A 17685-nucleotide genomic window follows, 5' to 3' on the forward strand; every position below is an offset into this window, starting at 1 on the left:
CAGTGCACCATACACCGCCAAAGGTGCAAATCACCGGAAATCGCGTGATGTGGAGGTGACCGGCGGCGACACCGCGTCGAGCCGGTCGGCGATCAGGTTGAGTACCCCCTCGACCTTCTCCAGCCGCCCGCGCACCAGCAGCGCCGCGCTGGTCCGGGCCACCCGCCGGTAGCGCAGCCACAGCCCCGGCGAGCAGGTCACGTTCAGCATTCCGGTCTCGTCCTCCAGGTTCACGAAGGTCACCCCGCCCGCGGTCGCCGGCCGTTGCCGGTGCGTGACGATCCCGCCGACCCGCACCCGGGTGCCGCCCTCCACCTCGGCCAGCCTCTCGATCGGCAGCGCCCCGGCCCGGTCCAGCTCGGCCCGCAGGAACCGCGCCGGATGCGTCTCCGGCGACAGCCCGGTCGCCCACACGTCCGCGACCAGCACGTCCACGTCACTCATGCCGGGCAGCGTGGGCGCCTCGACCCCGGTCACCGTCCCCGGCAGGCGGTCCGGTTTGTCGGAGGCGGCCGCTCCCGCGGCCCAGAGCGCCTCACGGCGCGACAGACCGAAACTCGCGAAGGCGTCGGCGGTGGCGAGGGCCTCCAGGTGTCCGGCCGAGCATCCGGTACGCCGTGCGAGATCAGCCATTGACCGATAAGGACCATGGGTACGCCGTTCCCGCTCGATCTTCTCGGCGAGCTCGGCCCCGATCGTACGAATGCGGGAAAGCCCTTGCCGGACCACCGGCCCGCCGAGACCCCAGGCATGTGGTGGCTCACCGGCGGCGCTGCGATGCCGGGTCTCCGGCGTGGTCTCCAGCGTCGCCGCCGCGTCGCTGAGGTTGATGTCCGGCCGCCGCACCTCGACCCCGTGCCGTCGCGCGTCGTCGACCAGCGTCTGTGGCGAGTAGAAGCCCATCGGCTGCGCGTTGAGCAGGGCCGCGCAGAACGCCGCCGGGTGATAGCGCTTGAGCCAGGCGCTCGCGTAGACCAGGTACGCGAAGCTCATGGCGTGGCTCTCCGGGAAGCCGTAACTGGCGAACGCGGCGAGCTTCACGAACAGGTCGTCGGCGAGCGCACCGGTGATCCCGTTGGCCGCCATCCCCTCGTACAGTCTGTTTCTGATCCTCTCCATCCGCTCTCTGGAGCGTTTCGCGCCCATCGCCCGCCGCAGCTGATCGGCCTCGGCCGGGTCGAAGCCGGCGACGTCGATCGCCAGCTGCATCAACTGTTCCTGGAAGAGCGGCACCCCCAGCGTCTTGGCCAGGGCGTTCCGCATCAGCGGATGCGGCACATCAGGCTCTTCCAGACCATTCTTGCGGCGGATGTACGGGTGGACCGAACCCCCCTGGATCGGCCCCGGCCGGATCAGCGCCACCTCGATGACCAGGTCGTAGAACTCGCGGGGCTTGAGGCGGGGCAGCGTGGCCATCTGGGCGCGGCTCTCCACCTGGAACACCCCGACCGAGTCGGCCCGGCACAGCATCGTGTAGACCTCGGGGTCGTCGAGCGGCATCGTCCCGATGTCCAGTTCGTCGGAGATCATGTCGTAGGCGTAGTGCAGCGCCGACAGCATGCCCAGCCCGAGCAGGTCGAACTTGACCAGGTCGACGGCGGCGCAGTCGTCCTTGTCCCACTGGAGCACGGTGCGGCCCGGCATCCGGCCCCACTCGACCGGGCAGACCTCGATGATCGGGCGGTCGCAGATGACCATGCCGCCGGAGTGGATGCCCAGGTGGCGGGGGAAGTCCTGGACGTCGTTGGCGGCCGTGACGACGATCTCCGGGATGTCCTCCGAGGTCGCCACGTCACCCCAGCGGTCGATCTGCTTGCTCCAGGCGTCCTGCTGACCGGGCGAGAAGCCGAACGCCCGCGCCATGTCCCGCACGGCTGACCTGGGCCGGTAGGAGATCACGTTCGCGACCTGAGCGGTGTGCTCCCGGCCGTACTTCGCATAGACGTGCTGGATCACCTCCTCGCGCCTGTCGGATTCGATGTCCACGTCGATGTCCGGTGGCCCGTCGCGTTCCGCGGTGAGGAACCGCTCGAAGAGCAGCCGGTGCTTCACCGCGTCGACGTTCGTGATGAAAAGGGCGAAGCAGACAGCAGAGTTGGCCGCCGATCCTCGCCCTTGACAATAAATACGACTTTTACGGCAGAAGTCGACGATGTCGTACACGACCAGGAAGTAGCCGGGGAAGCCCAGCTCCTCGATCATGCGTAGCTCGTACTCCAGCTGCTCGTAGGCCTTGGGGTTGTCCCGGTAGCGAACCGCGGCGCCCCGCATGGTCAGCTCCCGCAGCCAGCTCATCTCGGTGTGGCCGGGCGGCACCGGATAGTCGGGCAGGCTCGGCGCCACCAGATCCAGGTTGAAAGCCAGGCCGTCGCCGTACATCGCGGCGTTCTCCACCGCGCCCGGATAGTCGGCGAACCGGCGGGCCATCTCGTCACCGCTGCGCAGGTGGGCGGCGCCGGCCGCGGGCAGCCAGCCGTCCATCTCGTCCAGGCTGCGGCGGGCCCGGACCGCGGCCAGGGCGGTCGCCAGCCGGCGGCGGGACGGGGCCGCGTAGTGCACGTTGTTGGTGGCCACCACCTCCAGGCCACGCCGGCGGGCCAGGTCGAACAGGACGTCGTTGCGGTCGGCGTCGTACGGGTCGGCGTGATCGGTCAGCTCGACGGCGACGTTCGGGGCGCCGAAGTTCGCCACCAGGCGGTCCAGCTCGTATCTCGCCGCTTCGACTCCCCCGGTGGCCAGCGCCAGCGGGACCGGCCCCTTCCGGCAGCCGGTCAGCACCAGCACGTGATCGCGCAGCAGCTCCGCCGCCTGCTCCTGGCTCCCGTAGTCGGGGCGGCCCTTCTCCCCGCCCCGGAGCTGGGCCTCGGAGATCACCCGGGCCAGGCGGGCGTACCCCTCGTGGCCGTGCGCCAGCGCCAGCAGATGCGGGCCCTCCGGGTCCGGCTCGCCACTGCGCGGACGGGTCAGGCCCAGCGACAACTCGGCCCCGAAGATCGTCGGCAGGTTCAGTTCCCGGGCCGCCTGCGAGAACCGGACCACCCCGTACAGGCCGTCGTGGTCGGTCACCGCCAGCCCGGTCAGACCCAGCCGGGCCGCCTCCTCGGCCAGCTCCTCCGGATGGCTCGCCCCATCCAGGAAGCTGAAGTTGGTGTGGCAGTGCAGTTCGGCGTACGGCGTCCGGCTCTCCGCCCGGATCAGGCCCGGCGCGGCCCGGTACGGCTCCCGCTTCCTGGTCCAGGCCGGCGAGTCGCCGCCGTCGCCGTCGATCGCCAGCGGATCCACCACGAGCCGGCCGGACAGCACCCCCTCCAGCTGGGACCAGGGCACATCCGGATTATTGAAGCCCATCGGCACATTCCTCAGTCATAGATCGCCTCCACCACCCATCGGCCACCGGCCAGGGACATCAGCAGCGCCCGCCCGTCCTCCAGCAACACCTGGAACCGGGCCCGGCGGCGGGCCTCGTCCGGCGCCCACCAGCGCTCGTCCACCGGCCACGGACCGGCCCAGCCGATGATCACCACCGGCTGGCGGCGGTCGATCCGCAGGACGGCGGGATCGCCGGTCAGCTCCAGGCGGGCGCTCACCCCGACCGGGGCGCCGGTCTCGTCGTAGACCGCTGCCGGCAGCGGATGGGCCGGCACCACCGCGGGCGCCGGCCGCGGCATCCGGCCCGGCCACGGTGGCAGCGGGGCGGCCGGTTTCGTCCCGCGGCGGCGCTTCCTCGGCCCCACCTCGATCATGGTGAAACCGCTGTCCAACTGCTCTCTGCTGCCCTCCCCCAGCAGCGGGACCGTGTCGATTCCCGGGATCGGCTCGGTCTGCTCCGCGGCCGGGCGCTCCGGCTCCCGCTCGTCACCCCACGGCACCAGCCGCACCCGATCGTCAGGAGAGCGTCCGCCGCCGAGCACCGCGGTCAGCACCGAACCCGGCCCGAGCAGCCCCTGCACCCGGCTGAACGCCCGGTGCGCCCGCTCCCGCGCCTCGCCGGTCTCGCCCCACAGCCCCGGTTGCAGCCCGACATGGGCGAGCACCCCGTCCGGCGCCAGCCGTAGCCGGACCAGCCCCGAAGTGGGTTTTGCGGTCTTCCCGCGCCGGGCCCCGGTCAGCCATCCGTCCAGCTGCCAGCGCACCCGTTCGGCGATGGCCGCGGACGTGAGCATCCCGTCGTGCCGCCATACCCGGGCCAGTTCCTGACCGTCCGCGGTGACCGCCTCGATCACGAGCCGGGTACACGCCAGCCCGTGCGCGGCAAGCCGTTCGTGCAGCCGTTCGGCGAGCACCCGCCCGGCGAACGCGGCCACATCCACCCGATCGAGCGTCTCGTCGTAGGTCTCCTCGACCGCCAGATCCGGTGGCGGCTTACGCACCGCGAGCGGTCGGACATCCCCACCCGCCGCGAGCCGGTGCGCCAGCGCCCCCTCGAAGCCGAACCGGGTCAGCACATCCCCCGGCGGCAACGCCGCGAAATCCCCGAGGGTCACCACCCCGAGACGCTTCAGCAGGTCCGTCAGCTGAGGTTCGTCAAGAGCATCGATGGGTACGGGTGACAGGAACCCCCGGCTGCCCCCGGCTTCCACCACTCGCCCGGTACGAGCAGCGATCCCGGCCGCGAACACTCCGTCGGCGATCCCGATCTGGCTCTCCACCGCACAGGCCAGCGCGATCTGCTCGACGACCCGTTCGGCCGCGGCCTCCTCCCCACCGAAATACCGGGCCGGCCCGCGAACCGCCGCCGCACAGACACCGGGCCGCAGCACCTCGACGCCGGCGACCACCTCTTCGACGGCGGCCACCACGGGTTCGAACGCCCGAGCGTCCCGCCCCGGATCGTGCTCCACCACGACGAGCTGCGGACACCGCCCCTGAGCGTCCCGCCGCCGGAGCCCTCGCCGGACCCCTTCCCGGCGCGCCGCCTCCGAACAGGCCAGAACCCGGTTCCCGGCGAACACCGCAACCGGCTCCGAAGCCATCACGCCCGCCACGATCTCGGCGGCGACAACCGGCCAGTCCGGGCACCAGACCAGCAGAGTACGGACCCCGGCCTCCATCTCAGCCCCACCCCGTCATGGCTCGCCGCGCAACCTGCGGGGCGCTCACCGCAGCCTCTAAGCCCTCGGTGACAGCGGCACCCGGTGGGGCGTTCACCGCTGCCTCAAACCCTTCGGTGACAGCGGCACCCGGCGGGGCGCTCACCACCGCCTCAAACCCCTCGGTGACAGCGGCACCCGGCGGGGCGTTCACCGCTGCCTCAAGCCTTCGGTGACAGCAGTGAGCGCCCCACCGTTCCCGCCGGCCGCGGGCTGTTGATCGACCGGCACGGATGCACCTTCCGCGGATCGAACCACGACACCCGGCATCCACATGGTGATCTGCCGTGGGCGGGCAGCCGCCCCCCGCCCACGGGCCACAACGGTGACCTCCCGGCGGCGCAGCCGCCCCCGCCCGAACCCGAGCCCCTCCCAGTGCCCCTCACCGACACGCAGCTGCACATCCGCACCGGTCCAGTCCCCGAACGGCACGAGCAGACTCCCCCGCTGCCGAGCCCGGGCCGCCAGCCGGCTGACGATGCCCGCCGGCACCGGCCCCGGAACAGCCGCAACCACGACATCCACCCCGTCGATCAGCGCGGCGACCACAGTGGGCCAGTCCGGCCCGGGTTCCGGAACAAGCGCAAGCCGCTCCAGCACGATCCCGCTCTCCGCAGCGGCGACGGCCCCCAGCGCAGGCATCCCGACAACCGCACACCAGGCCCCACTCCGTGACGCGGCAGAGAGCAGCGCCAGCATCAGCGAGGTGCCGCCACCAGCAGAAACCCCGGCCGCCAGCCCACCCGGGCCGTTGACCCCAGCGACCGGCCCACCCGGCTTCCGCACCCCACCGACCGGCTCACCCGGCCTCTTCACTCCACCAACCGGCTCACCCGGCCTCTTCACCCCACCGTCCACCGCCGACAGCCCTCGTCCAGCCGCCGCCTCCCGCACACCCGAAGCCCTCCGGCCCAAAGAGCCGCCCCGGCCCGAAAGCCCGTCCCCAGTCGAAGGGCCAACCCCGGCCGGGAAGCCAGCACGCCCCGCAGCATTGGGCAGGTCAGAACCGGATGAACGAAACGCGCGACCGAGCCTGGGCTCCCGAATCGGCGCCGGAGCAGCGGGCCCCGGCCTACCAAAGTCAGCCGATCCGCCGGTGCCGGCTGACGGAATACCCCGGCCTGCCGAAACGCCGGTACCGGCCGACGGAATGCCCTGGCCTGGTGAAACGCCGGTATCGGCTGACGGAATACCCCGGCCCACCGAGACACCGGCACCGGCGGACGGGATACCCCGGCCTGAGACACCCTGCCTGGGTGTCAGGGAACCCGCACCAGAGGTCCCACTCGGCGTAGCCCGCGGCGATCGGCCGAGCCCAGCCGGCAGTATCTGCCCGTTGGCGACAGAGACGGTGCTGCCCCGGCGCAGTGCACGCCCCGGCAACAGCCCACCAAGTTCAGACGCCACCGGCAGCGTCCGGTCCACGTCCGGCTCGCCGGTTCCGGCAGCCGTCCGGACCAGTCCCGCAAGGGCGTTCGCACCACTGATCATGCGCCCAGCCACGTCATGCCTCGCTCTGTTGCTCCCCGTCAAGCGCCCCCGAATCGGCAACCCCCATCACGTGGGCAAACTCCCCACCAGCACCACCACACGGCCGCCCCACCGTTCACGCCGCGCATCTCCCCGAAGAGCCACCGGCCAAGCCCTTGAAAGAAGGACCAAAAGCCCTCAAACGACACGTTCCGAACGAGAAACCCAGCCCAACCAGAAGACAAAAGACGCACATGACAACAAAGGCACCCGGAGTGCGGACACGATCACCGCCCCGATGGATGCCCGGCGGCTCTCGGCCAAGGAAGGAGACGCAGGGCGCACGGCCAACAGGAGAGGCGGACGACATGCGGCCGGAGTGCGAGACCAGGAGCGCACGGATACAGGGGGAGACCGGAAGCGCATAGGAGCCCTCTGCGCGGCCACCTCACTTTGAGAAGGACAGCCCTCAGACGGATGACGTCTCCTCGGCCGCAACGCCTCCACCGGCAACGACTCAGGCGCCAACGACTCGGTCGCCGACGATTCGGTCGGCAACGATTCGGTCGCCGACGGCACGCCGCCTACGGCTCGCCGCCCGTGGATCTTGCACGACTTTTCAGGTCCGCGCCGATCTTGCAGCCCTTTCCACACCCCAACAGGAAGAACGCTGCAAGATCCCCCCAGCGCAGTGGACCTTGCACGACAAACCACGCCCAGACGTGAAAAACCGTGCAAGATCGCGGCCAGCGCGGAGAAGCGTGCAAGATCTACAAAGCCGAACGAGGGCAATTCCTCCACGAATGAGACATTCCCGACTTCGGGCCGATGGCGCAGCCGCCTGCATGACCGGTGCGACAGCCCGAAGGCCCGGCGGGAGAACATCGCACAGCAGGGGGATTGACCCCAGAGGCGACAAAAGCCGTGAAGAAGCTTCATAGGCGCAGGGAGAGAGCGGGAACGCATGGCCGCCGGGAAAGGTGGAGGTGGCACGGCCTTGGGGGAAGGCGAAGTGTGCGCGGCCGGAATGCCGCGGGCGGTCATGCGGCCAGTGGGGGCTGGTAGGAGAGGCCCAGGGAGGACTCGGCCACCGCTACGAACTGCTCGGCCGCCCTCAGCAGGTCGTCGGCTTCGCGGGCGCTGACCACGTGTGGGATGCCGGCCTCGGCGGCGGCGCGCTTGCTCGCGCCCAGCGCGAAATAGCCGGCCCAGTCACTGAACTCCGGCGCCACCAGGACCAGCAGCGACCAGGCGCTGGTGGCGCGGGCCCGGCGCCCGGACGCGGCAGGACGGGCCCGCGCGGCGATCAGGGCCGCAGCCGCGCGCAGAGCCGCCAAGTGAGCCGTCGCGTAGCGCAAACCGTCCGGCCCGGTCTTCGCCGCCTCGGTCAAGCCCTCATGGGCGATCGCCAGCAGCTGAGCGGGAGTCCGATGAGGCAGCATGTGCGCCGGAACCGCAGGCGCATCCGCCCGCGCCGCCGCCGCACGATCCGGGCCGGACTGGACTACGCCGGCACGCGCCAAGCCGATCTGAGCGGAACCGGACTGAGCGGGACCGGACTGGGTGAGGCAGGGTTGGGCAGGACCGGACTGGGCGGGACCGGGTTTGGTGAGGCCAGGCTGAGCAGAACCGGACTGGGCGGAACCGGACTGGGCGGAACCAGGCTGAGCGGAACCCGGCTGGATACGACCGGGCTGGGATGGGACAGAACGGACTGGAGCGCTGGAGGCCGGAGCCGCGTGGGCCGGGCTGTCATACGCCGGGCCGAGAGCTGCCATGAGGTCCGGGGCCTTGGTGCTCGCCATCGTCGTTCTCCTCGCTCGTTCCGCATCCGACGTTGGTGGGTCGAACCGATCGCTGCGGAGGAAGACGCAGCATGCCGCGACCGGCCGAAGCCGGAAACCGGGGCCCCAACGGGCGGCCGGAGCCCCGGTGGACGACCACTCGGGCCGCCCGACGGCAAGCCGGCCAGGCGTGAAGCTTCCCCACACCACACCCGGCCGGCACCGCCGGCGGGTCCGTCGCCCGCCACCGGGGGTCGGGGGCAGCGAGCGACGGCCTGCCTTGAACGAGGCCCGGACCCGCGAATGCCCGGACCACGTGTGCAGCGCTTCGCGGGCGCCACACCCGGGAGGCGAGCCGCGAAACACGCTCCCGGAGCCGAACGAACACCCTTTCGAACATCCGTTCTAACTACCGCAGAGACTAACACCCCCCTACGACAAAAACGCAACCTTCAGCGCGCCACGCCACCAGCTTTTTCGAACGGATGATCGATAGAGGCGGCGGCGCGCATCACAGGAGGCCGGACACGGGAGCCCTTCCTTGATATACCCCCGGGGGGTATGTTGGCGACAGAAGGGAAGGAGAGGCTGATGACTCACGACACGCATGGATCCACCTCCTGGCGGATGGCGGCCCAGGCGACACTGCACTGCCTGACCGGCTGCGCCATCGGCGAGGTGCTCGGCATGGTGATCGGCACCGCACTGGGCTGGTCCGCCGGCCCCACCGTGGTTCTCGCGATCGGCCTGGCGTTCGTCTTCGGATACGCGCTGACGATGCGGCCGCTGCTACGTTCCGGCATCGGCATCCGCGACGCTCTGAAGGTCGCGCTCGCCGCCGACACGGTCTCGATCATCGTCATGGAGATCATCGACAACGCGATCATGCTCGTGGTGCCCGGCGCGATGGCGGCCGGCCTGACCGAGTGGCTGTTCTGGGCTTCACTCGCCTTCGCCCTGGCGGCGGCGTTCGTCCTGACCGTGCCGGTCAACAGGTGGCTGATCGCCCGCGGCAAGGGCCACGCGGTGATGCACCAGCATCACCACAACCATTGAAAAACCAGACCCCCGAGGCGGTACGGCCAGACAGCGCCTAAGAAACCCGACAAAATACCGGCGAACCGCACCAGGACACCGAACCGGTGTAGCCGGCCAGACCAGGCCGCGCCGCCCAGCCAGCCGCGAAACCTCCAGAGCCATCGCCCCGGCCACACCGGAAACCACCAGCCGTCGCTCACGCGCCTTTCAACACCCTCAAAACCACGCTGAGGTACGGCTGACAACCTCCAATACCACTCAGCTTAAGTTGATCTTGCGCGGGCTCACTTCAGGCTCCAAGGGCTTGACCTGCACGCATGCGGCTGCGGCATGAATTGTGGCCGCGCCGGACGCCGACGGCACTCGCCAAGAACCTGCAGGTCACAGCCTCGATCAACTTAAGCTAAGTGGCATTGGACAACCTCGGCCGTACCTCAGCGCGGTAATCGAGGCGGAATTCGAGGGCTGAGCGACGGCCGGCGGCCCGAGGCCCACCCGACGACATCCGCGGCCCGCCCCACGGGGTTCCGCGGGGTCTGCGGCTCTCGGCCCGCCCCACGACGTCCGCGGTCGCCGCACGGGTCCACGGAGGGGCCTGCGGTCCGCCGCACGGGTCCACGGGGACCGCGGTCCGCCGCACGGATCCACGGGGAACTGCGGTCCGTTCCGCAGGGCCGGCTGCTGCCGGTGGCATGCCTCGCGGGTCGGCAACGTCGATGACCCTGATGGCCAACGGAGGAACCTGTATACCTGTGGAACGTGGTGGTGACCGCCGGCGGACAGTCGCCCTGCGGCCTCCGGGTCTTGATCGAGGTCCAGTTTGCGCTGCCAAGGTCCGGGGCCAGCGGCACGGCAGGGCTGTTTCCGGCTCTCATCGAACGGCCGGCGGCACGGTATGGCTGTTTCCGGGCCCGGCCGGGCGGCCGGGCGGCACTGCACTGCTGCTTCCGCGGCGTTTTAGGGTTTCCCTCGCACCGCCGGGGCCACCTGCGCGGCGCTTTAGGGTTCCTGGCGCACCGCTGGGCGGCGGATGCCGGGGTTCGCTGCTGCGACGCTGGTGAGGTTACGCCGCCCGGAAGGGCTGTCCGATGCCCAGCGGCAGGCCCCGCCACGTTTCCGCAGGTAGGCGGGTTCCTCTATGGGCCAGCAGAGTCGTCGATCAGCGCACACATTGGCCGATTGCGTGCGCTGGTCCTTGCCCGAGCAGGGACCAGAGCACACGCAAGGCCGATCGTGAGCGTTCATCCACGCCGGGACGACTACCCGAGCACACACAACGCCACCGTGTGCGCTCGCCACCGCTACAGCCGATGCCGACCCGCGGCACCGTCACCGCCCCCACCGGCACTCGGCCACCGCCCAGGCAGCACTCGCCGCCGCCCCGCCACCGCCCAGGCAGCGCCCACCACCGCCCGGCCGACACTCGGCCACCGCCCAGGCAGCGCCCACCACCGCCCGGCCGACACTCGGCCACCGCCCAGGCAGCGCCCACCACCGCCCGGCCGACACTCGGCCGGTGCCCAGGCAGCACTCGCCGCCGCCCCGCAGGTGCCCAGGCGGCGCTCGCTGCCGCTTTGGCGGTGCTTGGCATGAGCGGCGGCGAGCGCCCTGGGGGATGGGCCAGGCTCTGGTTGCGGAAGGCTTCTAGAGCAGCGCCTTCATGGTGGCGATCTCCGCCTGCTGGTCGGCGACGATCTTTGTGGCCAGGGCCTTGGCCGACGGGTTGGCGCCGTTGGCGATCTGTTCCTGGGCCATCGTCACGGCGCCCTCGTGGTGGGCGATCATCATGGTCAGGAACATGTTGTCGAAGGCCTTACCGGTGGATTCGGCCAGTTTTGTCATGTCGGCGGCGGACATCATGCCCGGCATCGACTCGTGGCCGCTGACGTCGCCGTGGCCGTCGGCGGTCGGCGCGGGCTGGCGGCCCCAGTCGACGAGCCAGGCGGCCATGGTGGCGATCTCCGGGGCCTGGGCGGCCTCGATCTTGGCGGCGAGTTCCTTCACTCGCGGGTCGGCGGCGCGTTCGGCGGCCAGGGCCGACATCACCACCGCCTGCTGATGGTGGACGCTCATGTGTTCGGCGAAGGCCGCGTCGGCGTCGTTGAACACCGCGCCCGGCGAGGGGGACGTGGTGGACTCGGCTCCGGAGTGGCCGGTGGAGTGACCACCACCGCTGCACGCGGCTACGGCGAGGGTCAGGAACAGGGCGCCGGCCGGGAGGGCGCGGCGCAGCATCGTACGGATCATGGAAAGCCTTTCGAATCGGAGAAACGGCAAAGCGGGCGACAAATCCCGCTATATGCGGATCACCGAGATCGAGGCCAGTTGCAGGCCGGCGCCACGCCGGGGCGGAGCCCGCGGGATCACCCGGCCGATGGAGAACGAACGCACGTTCACTCGGACGTCGGACCGCCGGCGCAGCAGCCAGAACAGCAGCAGCGCCGCCACCGTCAGCCCGGCCAGCACCGCGAGACAGACACTCCAGGCCGCGCCGTGCCCACCCGACCCATGATCATCCGAATGCGGACCCGCCCGGAGCTCAGCCGGCCGGAAGTCGATCAAGAAAGACGGCGGAGCCGCAGCAGGGAACGAGAAGAGAGACGGGCGGAAAGCGGAGGAGAAAAACGCCCCGGGAGAAGAGAGGAACGATCCCGGAGACAAAGCCGAGCCGCCGACGATCGGGTCGGAAGCGAGACGCGAGGCGGAGCCCGACGCAAGGCCGTCCGGGAAGCGCAATGCGAAACCGGCGGGATACCAAGAAGCGGAACCAACGGGATCGCCAGGAGCGGAACCGGCGACGCCAGCAGCGGAACCCACAGCGCCGGAAGCGGAACCAGCGACGCCAGCAGCGGGACCCACGGCGCCGGAAGCGGAACCAGCGACGCCAGCAGCGGGACCCACGGCGCCGGAAGCGGAACCGGCGGCGCCAGCAGCGGGATCGGCGGCGCCGGCCGGGGCGTGCGGGACGGTGGCGGAATGGTGTGCGGCGGATCCGGAGAGCCGGCCGTGGCCGAGTGTGTGCATCGAAGCCAGACCGAGAACAGTGCAGGTCAGCAGCAGCCACCAGACCGCCCGGCGCCTCGTTGCGCCACCCACCGCCGTGATCCACACGCCGACAACGGTACCTGTGACCCGGCGCGGATCCGCACGGACGTGAATACGATGGCGGGATGGCGACGATCGTGGTCACCGGCGGCAGTTCCGGTGTGGGGCTGGCCGCCGCGAAACAGTTCGCCGCGCGCGGCGACGAGGTGGTCCTGGTGGGCCGTGACCCGCGACGTCTCGCCGACGCGGTGGCCCAGGTGAGTCCGGCGGCGCATTTCCGCGCCGACTTCGAGAGCCTCGACGAGGTCCGGGCACTCGCGAACGAGCTGCTGGCCGGTTTCCCGAGGATCGACGTGCTGGCGAACAACGCCGGCGGCATGATCGACGAGTTCCGGCGGACCACGGACGGGTTCGAGGCGACGTTCCAGGGCAATCACCTGGCCCCGTTCCTGCTGACGAATCTGTTGCGGGAGCGGCTGCGCGGCGCCCGGGTGGTGAACACGGCGTCCCGCGCGCACATGCGGGGCCGTCCCGACCCGGAGCGCCCGGAGGGTGATCCGGCGAGTTACCACCGCTGGCAGGCGTACGGCGCGGGCAAGTCGGCGAACATCCTGTTCACGGCGGAGGCGGCGCGCCGCTGGCCGGATGTGTTCAGTGTGTCGTTCCATCCGGGGGTGGTGCGGACGAACTTCGGCGCCGGCCGGACCGTCCGGCTGTTCTACAAGTACGCGCCGTTCCTGGTCACCCCGGAGAAGGCCGGTGAGCTGCTGGTGTGGCTGGCCACCGCGCCGGAGGCGGAGCTGGTGAACGGCGGCTACTACGTGGGGCACACGCTGACCACCCCGGCGGCGCACGCCCGTGACCCCGAGTCGGCCGGGCGGTTGTGGGACGCCAGCGCCGAGGCTGTAAACAAGTAGGGGTGGACAACCATCCGAATGTGATCGCGGTACGCGATGCCCTGCGGTCGGCCGGCGCGGACACCTCCGAGATCGTCATCCTGGACGAGGCGGTGCACACCGCCGCTCTGGCGGCCGCCGCCCTGGAGATCGAGGTCGGCCAGATCGCCAATTCGCTGATCTTCGACGCCGACGGTGAGCCGCTGCTTGTCCTGACGTCCGGCGCGCACCGGGTGGACACCGCGAAGGTGGCCGCCGGGCTGGGCATCGGCAAGCTGCGCCGGGCGACTCCGGAGTTCGTCCGGGAGCACACCGGCCAGGCGATCGGCGGGGTCGCCCCGCTGGGTCATCCGAAGCCGGTGCGGACTCTCGTGGACGTCGATCTGGAGCAGTTCCCGGTGGTCTGGGCGGCGGGCGGCGTACCCCGGTCGGTCTTTCCGATCACCTATGCGGAGCTGGTCCGCGTCACCGCCGGGACCCCCGCCGAGGTCGCGTGATCGAAGAACGTGCCTGAGAAGAACGTCAGCCTGCACGTCTGGCGGGTCCCGCGCGGCGCGATCGGCGCCGCCATGCTGCGCATGGCCTTCGCCCGGAGAGACCTTTCCAAGATCGATTTCGGGAGATTCCTGGGTACGGGCACCGGCGCCACCTTCGGCCCGGGCGACACGGATCTGACCCGCTGGGCAGCGATAACCGTGAGTGACGCCCCGGTCAGTTTCCCGCGCTGGGACGCGATAGCCGACAGGCATGCCCGGCTGGATCTGGAACCGCTGGTGAGCCGGGGCGAGTGGGCGGGCCGCAGCCCGTTCCGCCCGACCGGCCGCAAACCGGACGGTCTGGTGATGGCGCTGACCCGGGCCCGGCTGCGGCCGTCCCGGGCGCTGCGGTTCTGGCGGGCGGTCCCGGCGGTCGCGCGGGAGGTGGCGGACGCGCCGGGCCTGCTGGCCCGGTTCGGGGTGGGTGAGGCGCCGATCGGCTGGCAGGGCACGGTCAGCGTGTGGCGCAGCACGGCGGATCTGACCGCGTTCGCGTACCGTCAGCCGGAGCACCGCGCGGTGATCGCCCGCACGCCCGCCGACGGCTGGTATGCGGAGGAGCTTTTCGCCCGTTTCGCGGTGCGTGACCTAACCGGCGACCGCACGGTGCTGGGCTGGATCGACGAGGAGCTGACGGAGCGATGAGGCTCGTAGCTTGGCAGCCGGATGACCTGCTGCGCCGGCTCGATGATGTGGTGGCCGTCTACGGCGAGGCGATGGGCTACCGCAAGGAGCTGTTGCAGACGCGCCGCGGCTACATCGGCTCGCACGTGCGCCGGCCGGGGTTCCGGGCGGTGGCCACGCTGACCGCGGAGGGCCGGCTCGCCGGTTTCGGGTACGGCTACACGTCCGCCGCCGGCCAGTGGTGGCACGACCAGGTGCGGGCGTCGCTGGACGAGCCGTCCCGCCGGTACTGGCTGTCGGATTGCTTCGAGGTCGTCGAGCTGCATGTGCGCCCGGTGGCACAGGGGCACGGGGTGGGCGCCCGGCAGTTGCGGGCGCTGCTGGCGATGGCCGAGGGCAAGCGGGTGCTGCTGTCCACTCCGGAGGCCGACGAGCAGGCGTCCCGGGCGTGGCGGCTGTACCGGCGGTTCGGGTTCTCCGACGTGCTGCGGGACTTCCTGTTCCCGGGGGACGAGCGGGCGTTCGCGATCCTCGGCCGGGAGCTTCCGGTGGCTGAGGGAACGGTCGGCGGCTGACCACGTTGCGGGCGGTTCCCTGGGTGCTGCTCGGCGGCCTGGTCCTGGCCCAGATCTGCTATCCGCTGACGCACGGCGGCACGCGGGCCGGCCTGACCGTGGCGACGGTGCTGATCGGTGTGGTGCTGTCGGTGTCGCACGCGTGGCTGTTCCGTGGCGGCCGGGCGGCGCTGGCGCTGGCCGGGACGGCGATGCTGGGCGGGTTCGCGGTCGAGGCGATCGGGGTGGCCACCGGGTTCCCGTTCGGGACGTACGACTACTCGGGCCAGCTCGGGCCGAAACTGCTGGGGGTGCCGCTGATCATCCCGCTGGCCTGGACCTGGATGGCGTGGCCGGCGTGGCTCGCGGCGCTGCGGGTGGCCCGGGGCCGGGCCGCCCGGATCGCGGTGGCCGCGGGCGGGCTGGCCGCGTGGGATCTGTTTCTCGATCCGCAGATGGTCGCCGAGGGGTACTGGCGCTGGCACGACCCGGTTCCGGCGCTGCCCGGGGTGCCGGGGATCCCGATCGGCAACTATCTGGGCTGGCTCGGGTTCGCAGTCCTGCTGATGACCCTGCTGTCGGCGGCGGGCACGGTGTCGTCGCCGTCGCCCGGGGACGCGCCGATGCTGGCGTTGTGGCTGTGGACGTACTTCTCCTCGGTCCTCGCCCACGCCGTCTTCCTGGACCTGCCCGCCTCCGCCGCGTGGGGCGGCGTCCTGATGGGACTGGCCGTGCTGCCGTCGCTGAAGAAGCTCCGCCGATGATCGCCTGGCTCACGCTCGTGCCGTTGCTGCTGCTCACCGTGCATACGGCGGTCAACGCGCTACTGCTGCGCCGGCCCCGCCGGGAGGCTGCCAGCACGGAACGGGTGGCCATCCTGCTGCCGCTGCGCGACGAGGCCGAGCGGGTCGTACCCTGCCTCGAATCGCTGCTCGCCCAGCGCGGCGTGCCGAACCTCACCATCCACGTCCTCGACGACGGGTCCAGCGACGGGACCGCCGACGTGGTCCGGGCGGTCGCCGGCGCCCGGGTGCGGCTGCTCACCGGCGGCCCGCTGCCGGACGGCTGGCTGGGCAAACCGAACGCGTGCCGCCGGCTGGCCGACGACGCCGGCGACGCGGACGTGCTGGTCTTCGTGGACGCCGACGTGGTCCTGGCGCCTGATGCGATCGCCGGGGCGGTCACTCTCCTGCGGGAGACCGGGGTGACGTTGCTCTCGCCGTACCCCCGGATCGTCGGCGCCGGACGCCTCGTCCAGCCGATCCTGCAATGGTCCTGGCTCACCTTCCTGCCGTTGCGCCTGATGGAACGCTCGCCGCGCCCGTCGCTCGCCGCCGCCGGCGGCCAGTGGCTGGTCGCCGACCGGGCCGGCTACCTCAGGGCCGGCGGCCATGCCGCGGTCCGCGACGACATCCTCGAGGACATCGGCCTGGCCCGCGCGGTGAAACGCTCCGGCGGCCGGATCGCCCTCGCCGACGGCTCCCGCCTGGCCACCTGCCACATGTATTCGTCCTGGCCGGAGTTGGCGAACGGCTACAGCAAATCGCTGTGGGCCTCCTTCGGGTCGGCGTCCGGCGCGGCCGCCGTCGTGGTCCTTCTTCTTTTCCTGTACGCCGTCCCGGTCCCGTTGCTGCTGGGTCCCCGCCCGGCCGTCGCCGCCGTCGCCTGCCTGCTCGGTGTCACCGGTCGCCTGATCAGTGCCGCGGCCACCGGGGGCCGCCTGCCGGATGCGTTCGCCCACCCGCTCTCGGTGATCCTGTTCGCCTGGCTGGTCGCCCGCTCGTTCCACATGCGACGCCGGGGCCGCCTCTCGTGGCGCGGCCGCCCCGTGTGACCCGGCCCACGCCGGCTCAAGACCTGGCCAGCCCGGCGGTCGCGGCCGGGCCGGGAGGGTCGCATCGCTCGCGCGGCAGCCACGGGACGGGGATCATTCGGCGGGAGCGCGTTCCCCGTACCAGAAGAAATGGGGTAAACCGTGAGTGAAGTCGTCGTGGTGGGGGCCGGAGTCGGTGGTCTTGCCGCCGCGGTGCGGCTGGCGGCGGCCGGGCACCGGGTGACCGTGCACGAGCGGGCGGCCGAGGCCGGCGGGAAGCTCGCGGTGTACGAGCGGGACGGCTACCGCTTCGACACCGGGCCGAGCCTGCTCACGTTGCCGCAGGTGTTCGACGATCTGGAGCTGGGGTTGCGGCCGCAGCCGCTGGACCCGGTGGTGCGGCACGTCTTCCCGGACGGGGTGGTGCTCGACTCGTCGTCCGATCACGCGGTGTTCCTGGAGCGGATCGCGACCGCGCTCGGCACTGAGGCGGCGCGGGACTGGGACCGGTTCTGGCGGCGGGCGGCCCGGATCTGGCAGGCGTCGTGGGAGTCGGTGCTGCGACGGCAGGTGTCGGCGGCGTCCCTGGCACGGCTCTCCTGGCGGGCCGGTGATCTCGCCGCGATCGCGCCCGGCCGGTCGTTGCGCGGCCTGGGCCGGCGCTATCTGCGGGACCCGCGGCTGCGGATGCTGCTGGACCGCTACGCGACGTACACCGGAACCGATCCGCGGGGGGGGGCGGCGGCGCCCCCCCCCCCGAACATGGGGGGGGCCGGGGGGGCCGGGGCGCCGCGCCGGATCCGTACCGGTGAGGACGCCCGCGCCACGATCATCG

Annotated in this window: 13 protein-coding genes and 1 pseudogene; 8 read left to right on the forward strand and 6 right to left on the reverse strand. The window is 71.4% G+C overall.

Going from position 1 to position 17685, the window contains the following annotated elements:
- Positions 1-30 precede the first annotated feature (30 nt).
- The 4 genes and pseudogenes from AB0E94_RS36355 to AB0E94_RS36370 all read right to left on the reverse strand — a co-directional run bounded on the left by AB0E94_RS36355 (position 31) and on the right by AB0E94_RS36370 (position 8002).
- Entirely contained in the window at positions 31-3348 is a 3318-nt protein-coding gene (locus AB0E94_RS36355) for an error-prone DNA polymerase (protein ID WP_360335905.1), read from the reverse strand.
- 11 nt (positions 3349-3359) lie between these two features.
- Positions 3360-5051, reverse strand: coding sequence for a DNA polymerase Y family protein (locus AB0E94_RS36360; protein WP_360335907.1), 1692 nt, complete (start codon positions 5049-5051; stop codon positions 3360-3362).
- Positions 5052-5351: 300 nt separating this feature from the next.
- Positions 5352-5804 (reverse strand): annotated as a pseudogene (locus tag AB0E94_RS36365) (hypothetical protein); the annotation flags it as partial.
- A 1796-nt stretch (positions 5805-7600) separates the two neighbouring features.
- Entirely contained in the window at positions 7601-8002 is a 402-nt protein-coding gene (locus AB0E94_RS36370) for an SAV_6107 family HEPN domain-containing protein (protein ID WP_360335909.1), read from the reverse strand.
- 933 nt (positions 8003-8935) lie between these two features.
- Between AB0E94_RS36370 and AB0E94_RS36375 the strand changes: the two genes are divergently transcribed.
- Positions 8936-9400 (forward strand): DUF4396 domain-containing protein, encoded by a 465-nt coding sequence (locus AB0E94_RS36375; RefSeq protein ID WP_360335911.1) that lies wholly within the window; start codon positions 8936-8938, stop codon positions 9398-9400.
- A 1626-nt stretch (positions 9401-11026) separates the two neighbouring features.
- On the opposite strand, the gene AB0E94_RS36380 is transcribed toward AB0E94_RS36375, so the two are convergent.
- Both AB0E94_RS36380 and AB0E94_RS36385 read right to left on the reverse strand, forming a co-directional pair.
- The gene (locus AB0E94_RS36380; RefSeq protein ID WP_360335913.1) at positions 11027-11629 is read right to left on the reverse strand and encodes a DUF305 domain-containing protein; all 603 of its coding nucleotides are present in this window, start codon (positions 11627-11629) and stop codon (positions 11027-11029) included.
- A 48-nt stretch (positions 11630-11677) separates the two neighbouring features.
- A complete protein-coding gene (locus AB0E94_RS36385) occupies positions 11678-11944 on the reverse strand; it encodes a hypothetical protein (protein WP_360335915.1) in 267 nt (88 codons plus the stop codon).
- A 608-nt stretch (positions 11945-12552) separates the two neighbouring features.
- On the opposite strand from AB0E94_RS36385, the gene AB0E94_RS36390 reads away from it, so the two are divergent.
- The 7 genes from AB0E94_RS36390 to AB0E94_RS36420 all read left to right on the forward strand — a co-directional run.
- Positions 12553-13344: an SDR family NAD(P)-dependent oxidoreductase gene (locus AB0E94_RS36390; RefSeq protein ID WP_360335917.1), complete on the forward strand. Its 792-nt coding sequence runs from the start codon at positions 12553-12555 to the stop codon at positions 13342-13344.
- A 2-nt stretch (positions 13345-13346) separates the two neighbouring features.
- The gene (locus AB0E94_RS36395) at positions 13347-13820 is read left to right on the forward strand and encodes a YbaK/EbsC family protein (RefSeq protein WP_360335919.1); all 474 of its coding nucleotides are present in this window, start codon (positions 13347-13349) and stop codon (positions 13818-13820) included.
- A 72-nt stretch (positions 13821-13892) separates the two neighbouring features.
- Positions 13893-14504, forward strand: coding sequence for a monooxygenase (locus tag AB0E94_RS36400; RefSeq protein WP_360335941.1), 612 nt, complete (start codon positions 13893-13895; stop codon positions 14502-14504).
- On the forward strand, positions 14501-15058 hold the full coding sequence (locus AB0E94_RS36405; protein WP_360335921.1) for a GNAT family N-acetyltransferase: 558 nt from the start codon (positions 14501-14503) through the stop codon (positions 15056-15058). The genes AB0E94_RS36400 and AB0E94_RS36405 overlap by 4 nt, the downstream gene beginning before the upstream one ends.
- 5 nt (positions 15059-15063) lie before the next feature.
- Positions 15064-15801, forward strand: a complete 738-nt coding sequence (locus tag AB0E94_RS36410; RefSeq protein WP_360335923.1) for a carotenoid biosynthesis protein — start codon at positions 15064-15066, stop codon at positions 15799-15801.
- A complete protein-coding gene (locus AB0E94_RS36415) occupies positions 15798-16871 on the forward strand; it encodes a glycosyltransferase (RefSeq protein WP_360335925.1) in 1074 nt (357 codons plus the stop codon). Before AB0E94_RS36410 ends, AB0E94_RS36415 begins: the two co-directional genes overlap by 4 nt.
- A 141-nt stretch (positions 16872-17012) precedes the next feature.
- Positions 17013-17685 (forward strand): NAD(P)-binding protein (locus tag AB0E94_RS36420; protein WP_360335927.1); only part of this gene is annotated, 673 nt, incomplete at its 3' end.

The sequence above is a fragment of the Actinoplanes sp. NPDC026670 genome, from assembly GCF_040638175.1.
Classification (GTDB): domain Bacteria; phylum Actinomycetota; class Actinomycetes; order Mycobacteriales; family Micromonosporaceae; genus Actinoplanes.

Coding starts and splice junctions, on each gene's coding strand:
- AB0E94_RS36355 (WP_360335905.1), bottom strand. CDS start 3,348: ATGGGCTTCAATAATCCGGATGTGCCCTGGTCCCAGCTGGAGGGGGTG.
- AB0E94_RS36360 (WP_360335907.1), bottom strand. CDS start 5,051: ATGGAGGCCGGGGTCCGTACTCTGCTGGTCTGGTGCCCGGACTGGCCG.
- AB0E94_RS36370 (WP_360335909.1), bottom strand. CDS start 8,002: ATGCTGCCTCATCGGACTCCCGCTCAGCTGCTGGCGATCGCCCATGAG.
- AB0E94_RS36375 (WP_360335911.1), top strand. CDS start 8,936: ATGACTCACGACACGCATGGATCCACCTCCTGGCGGATGGCGGCCCAG.
- AB0E94_RS36380 (WP_360335913.1), bottom strand. CDS start 11,629: ATGATCCGTACGATGCTGCGCCGCGCCCTCCCGGCCGGCGCCCTGTTC.
- AB0E94_RS36390 (WP_360335917.1), top strand. CDS start 12,553: ATGGCGACGATCGTGGTCACCGGCGGCAGTTCCGGTGTGGGGCTGGCC.
- AB0E94_RS36400 (WP_360335941.1), top strand. CDS start 13,893: ATGCTGCGCATGGCCTTCGCCCGGAGAGACCTTTCCAAGATCGATTTC.
- AB0E94_RS36405 (WP_360335921.1), top strand. CDS start 14,501: ATGAGGCTCGTAGCTTGGCAGCCGGATGACCTGCTGCGCCGGCTCGAT.
- AB0E94_RS36415 (WP_360335925.1), top strand. CDS start 15,798: ATGATCGCCTGGCTCACGCTCGTGCCGTTGCTGCTGCTCACCGTGCAT.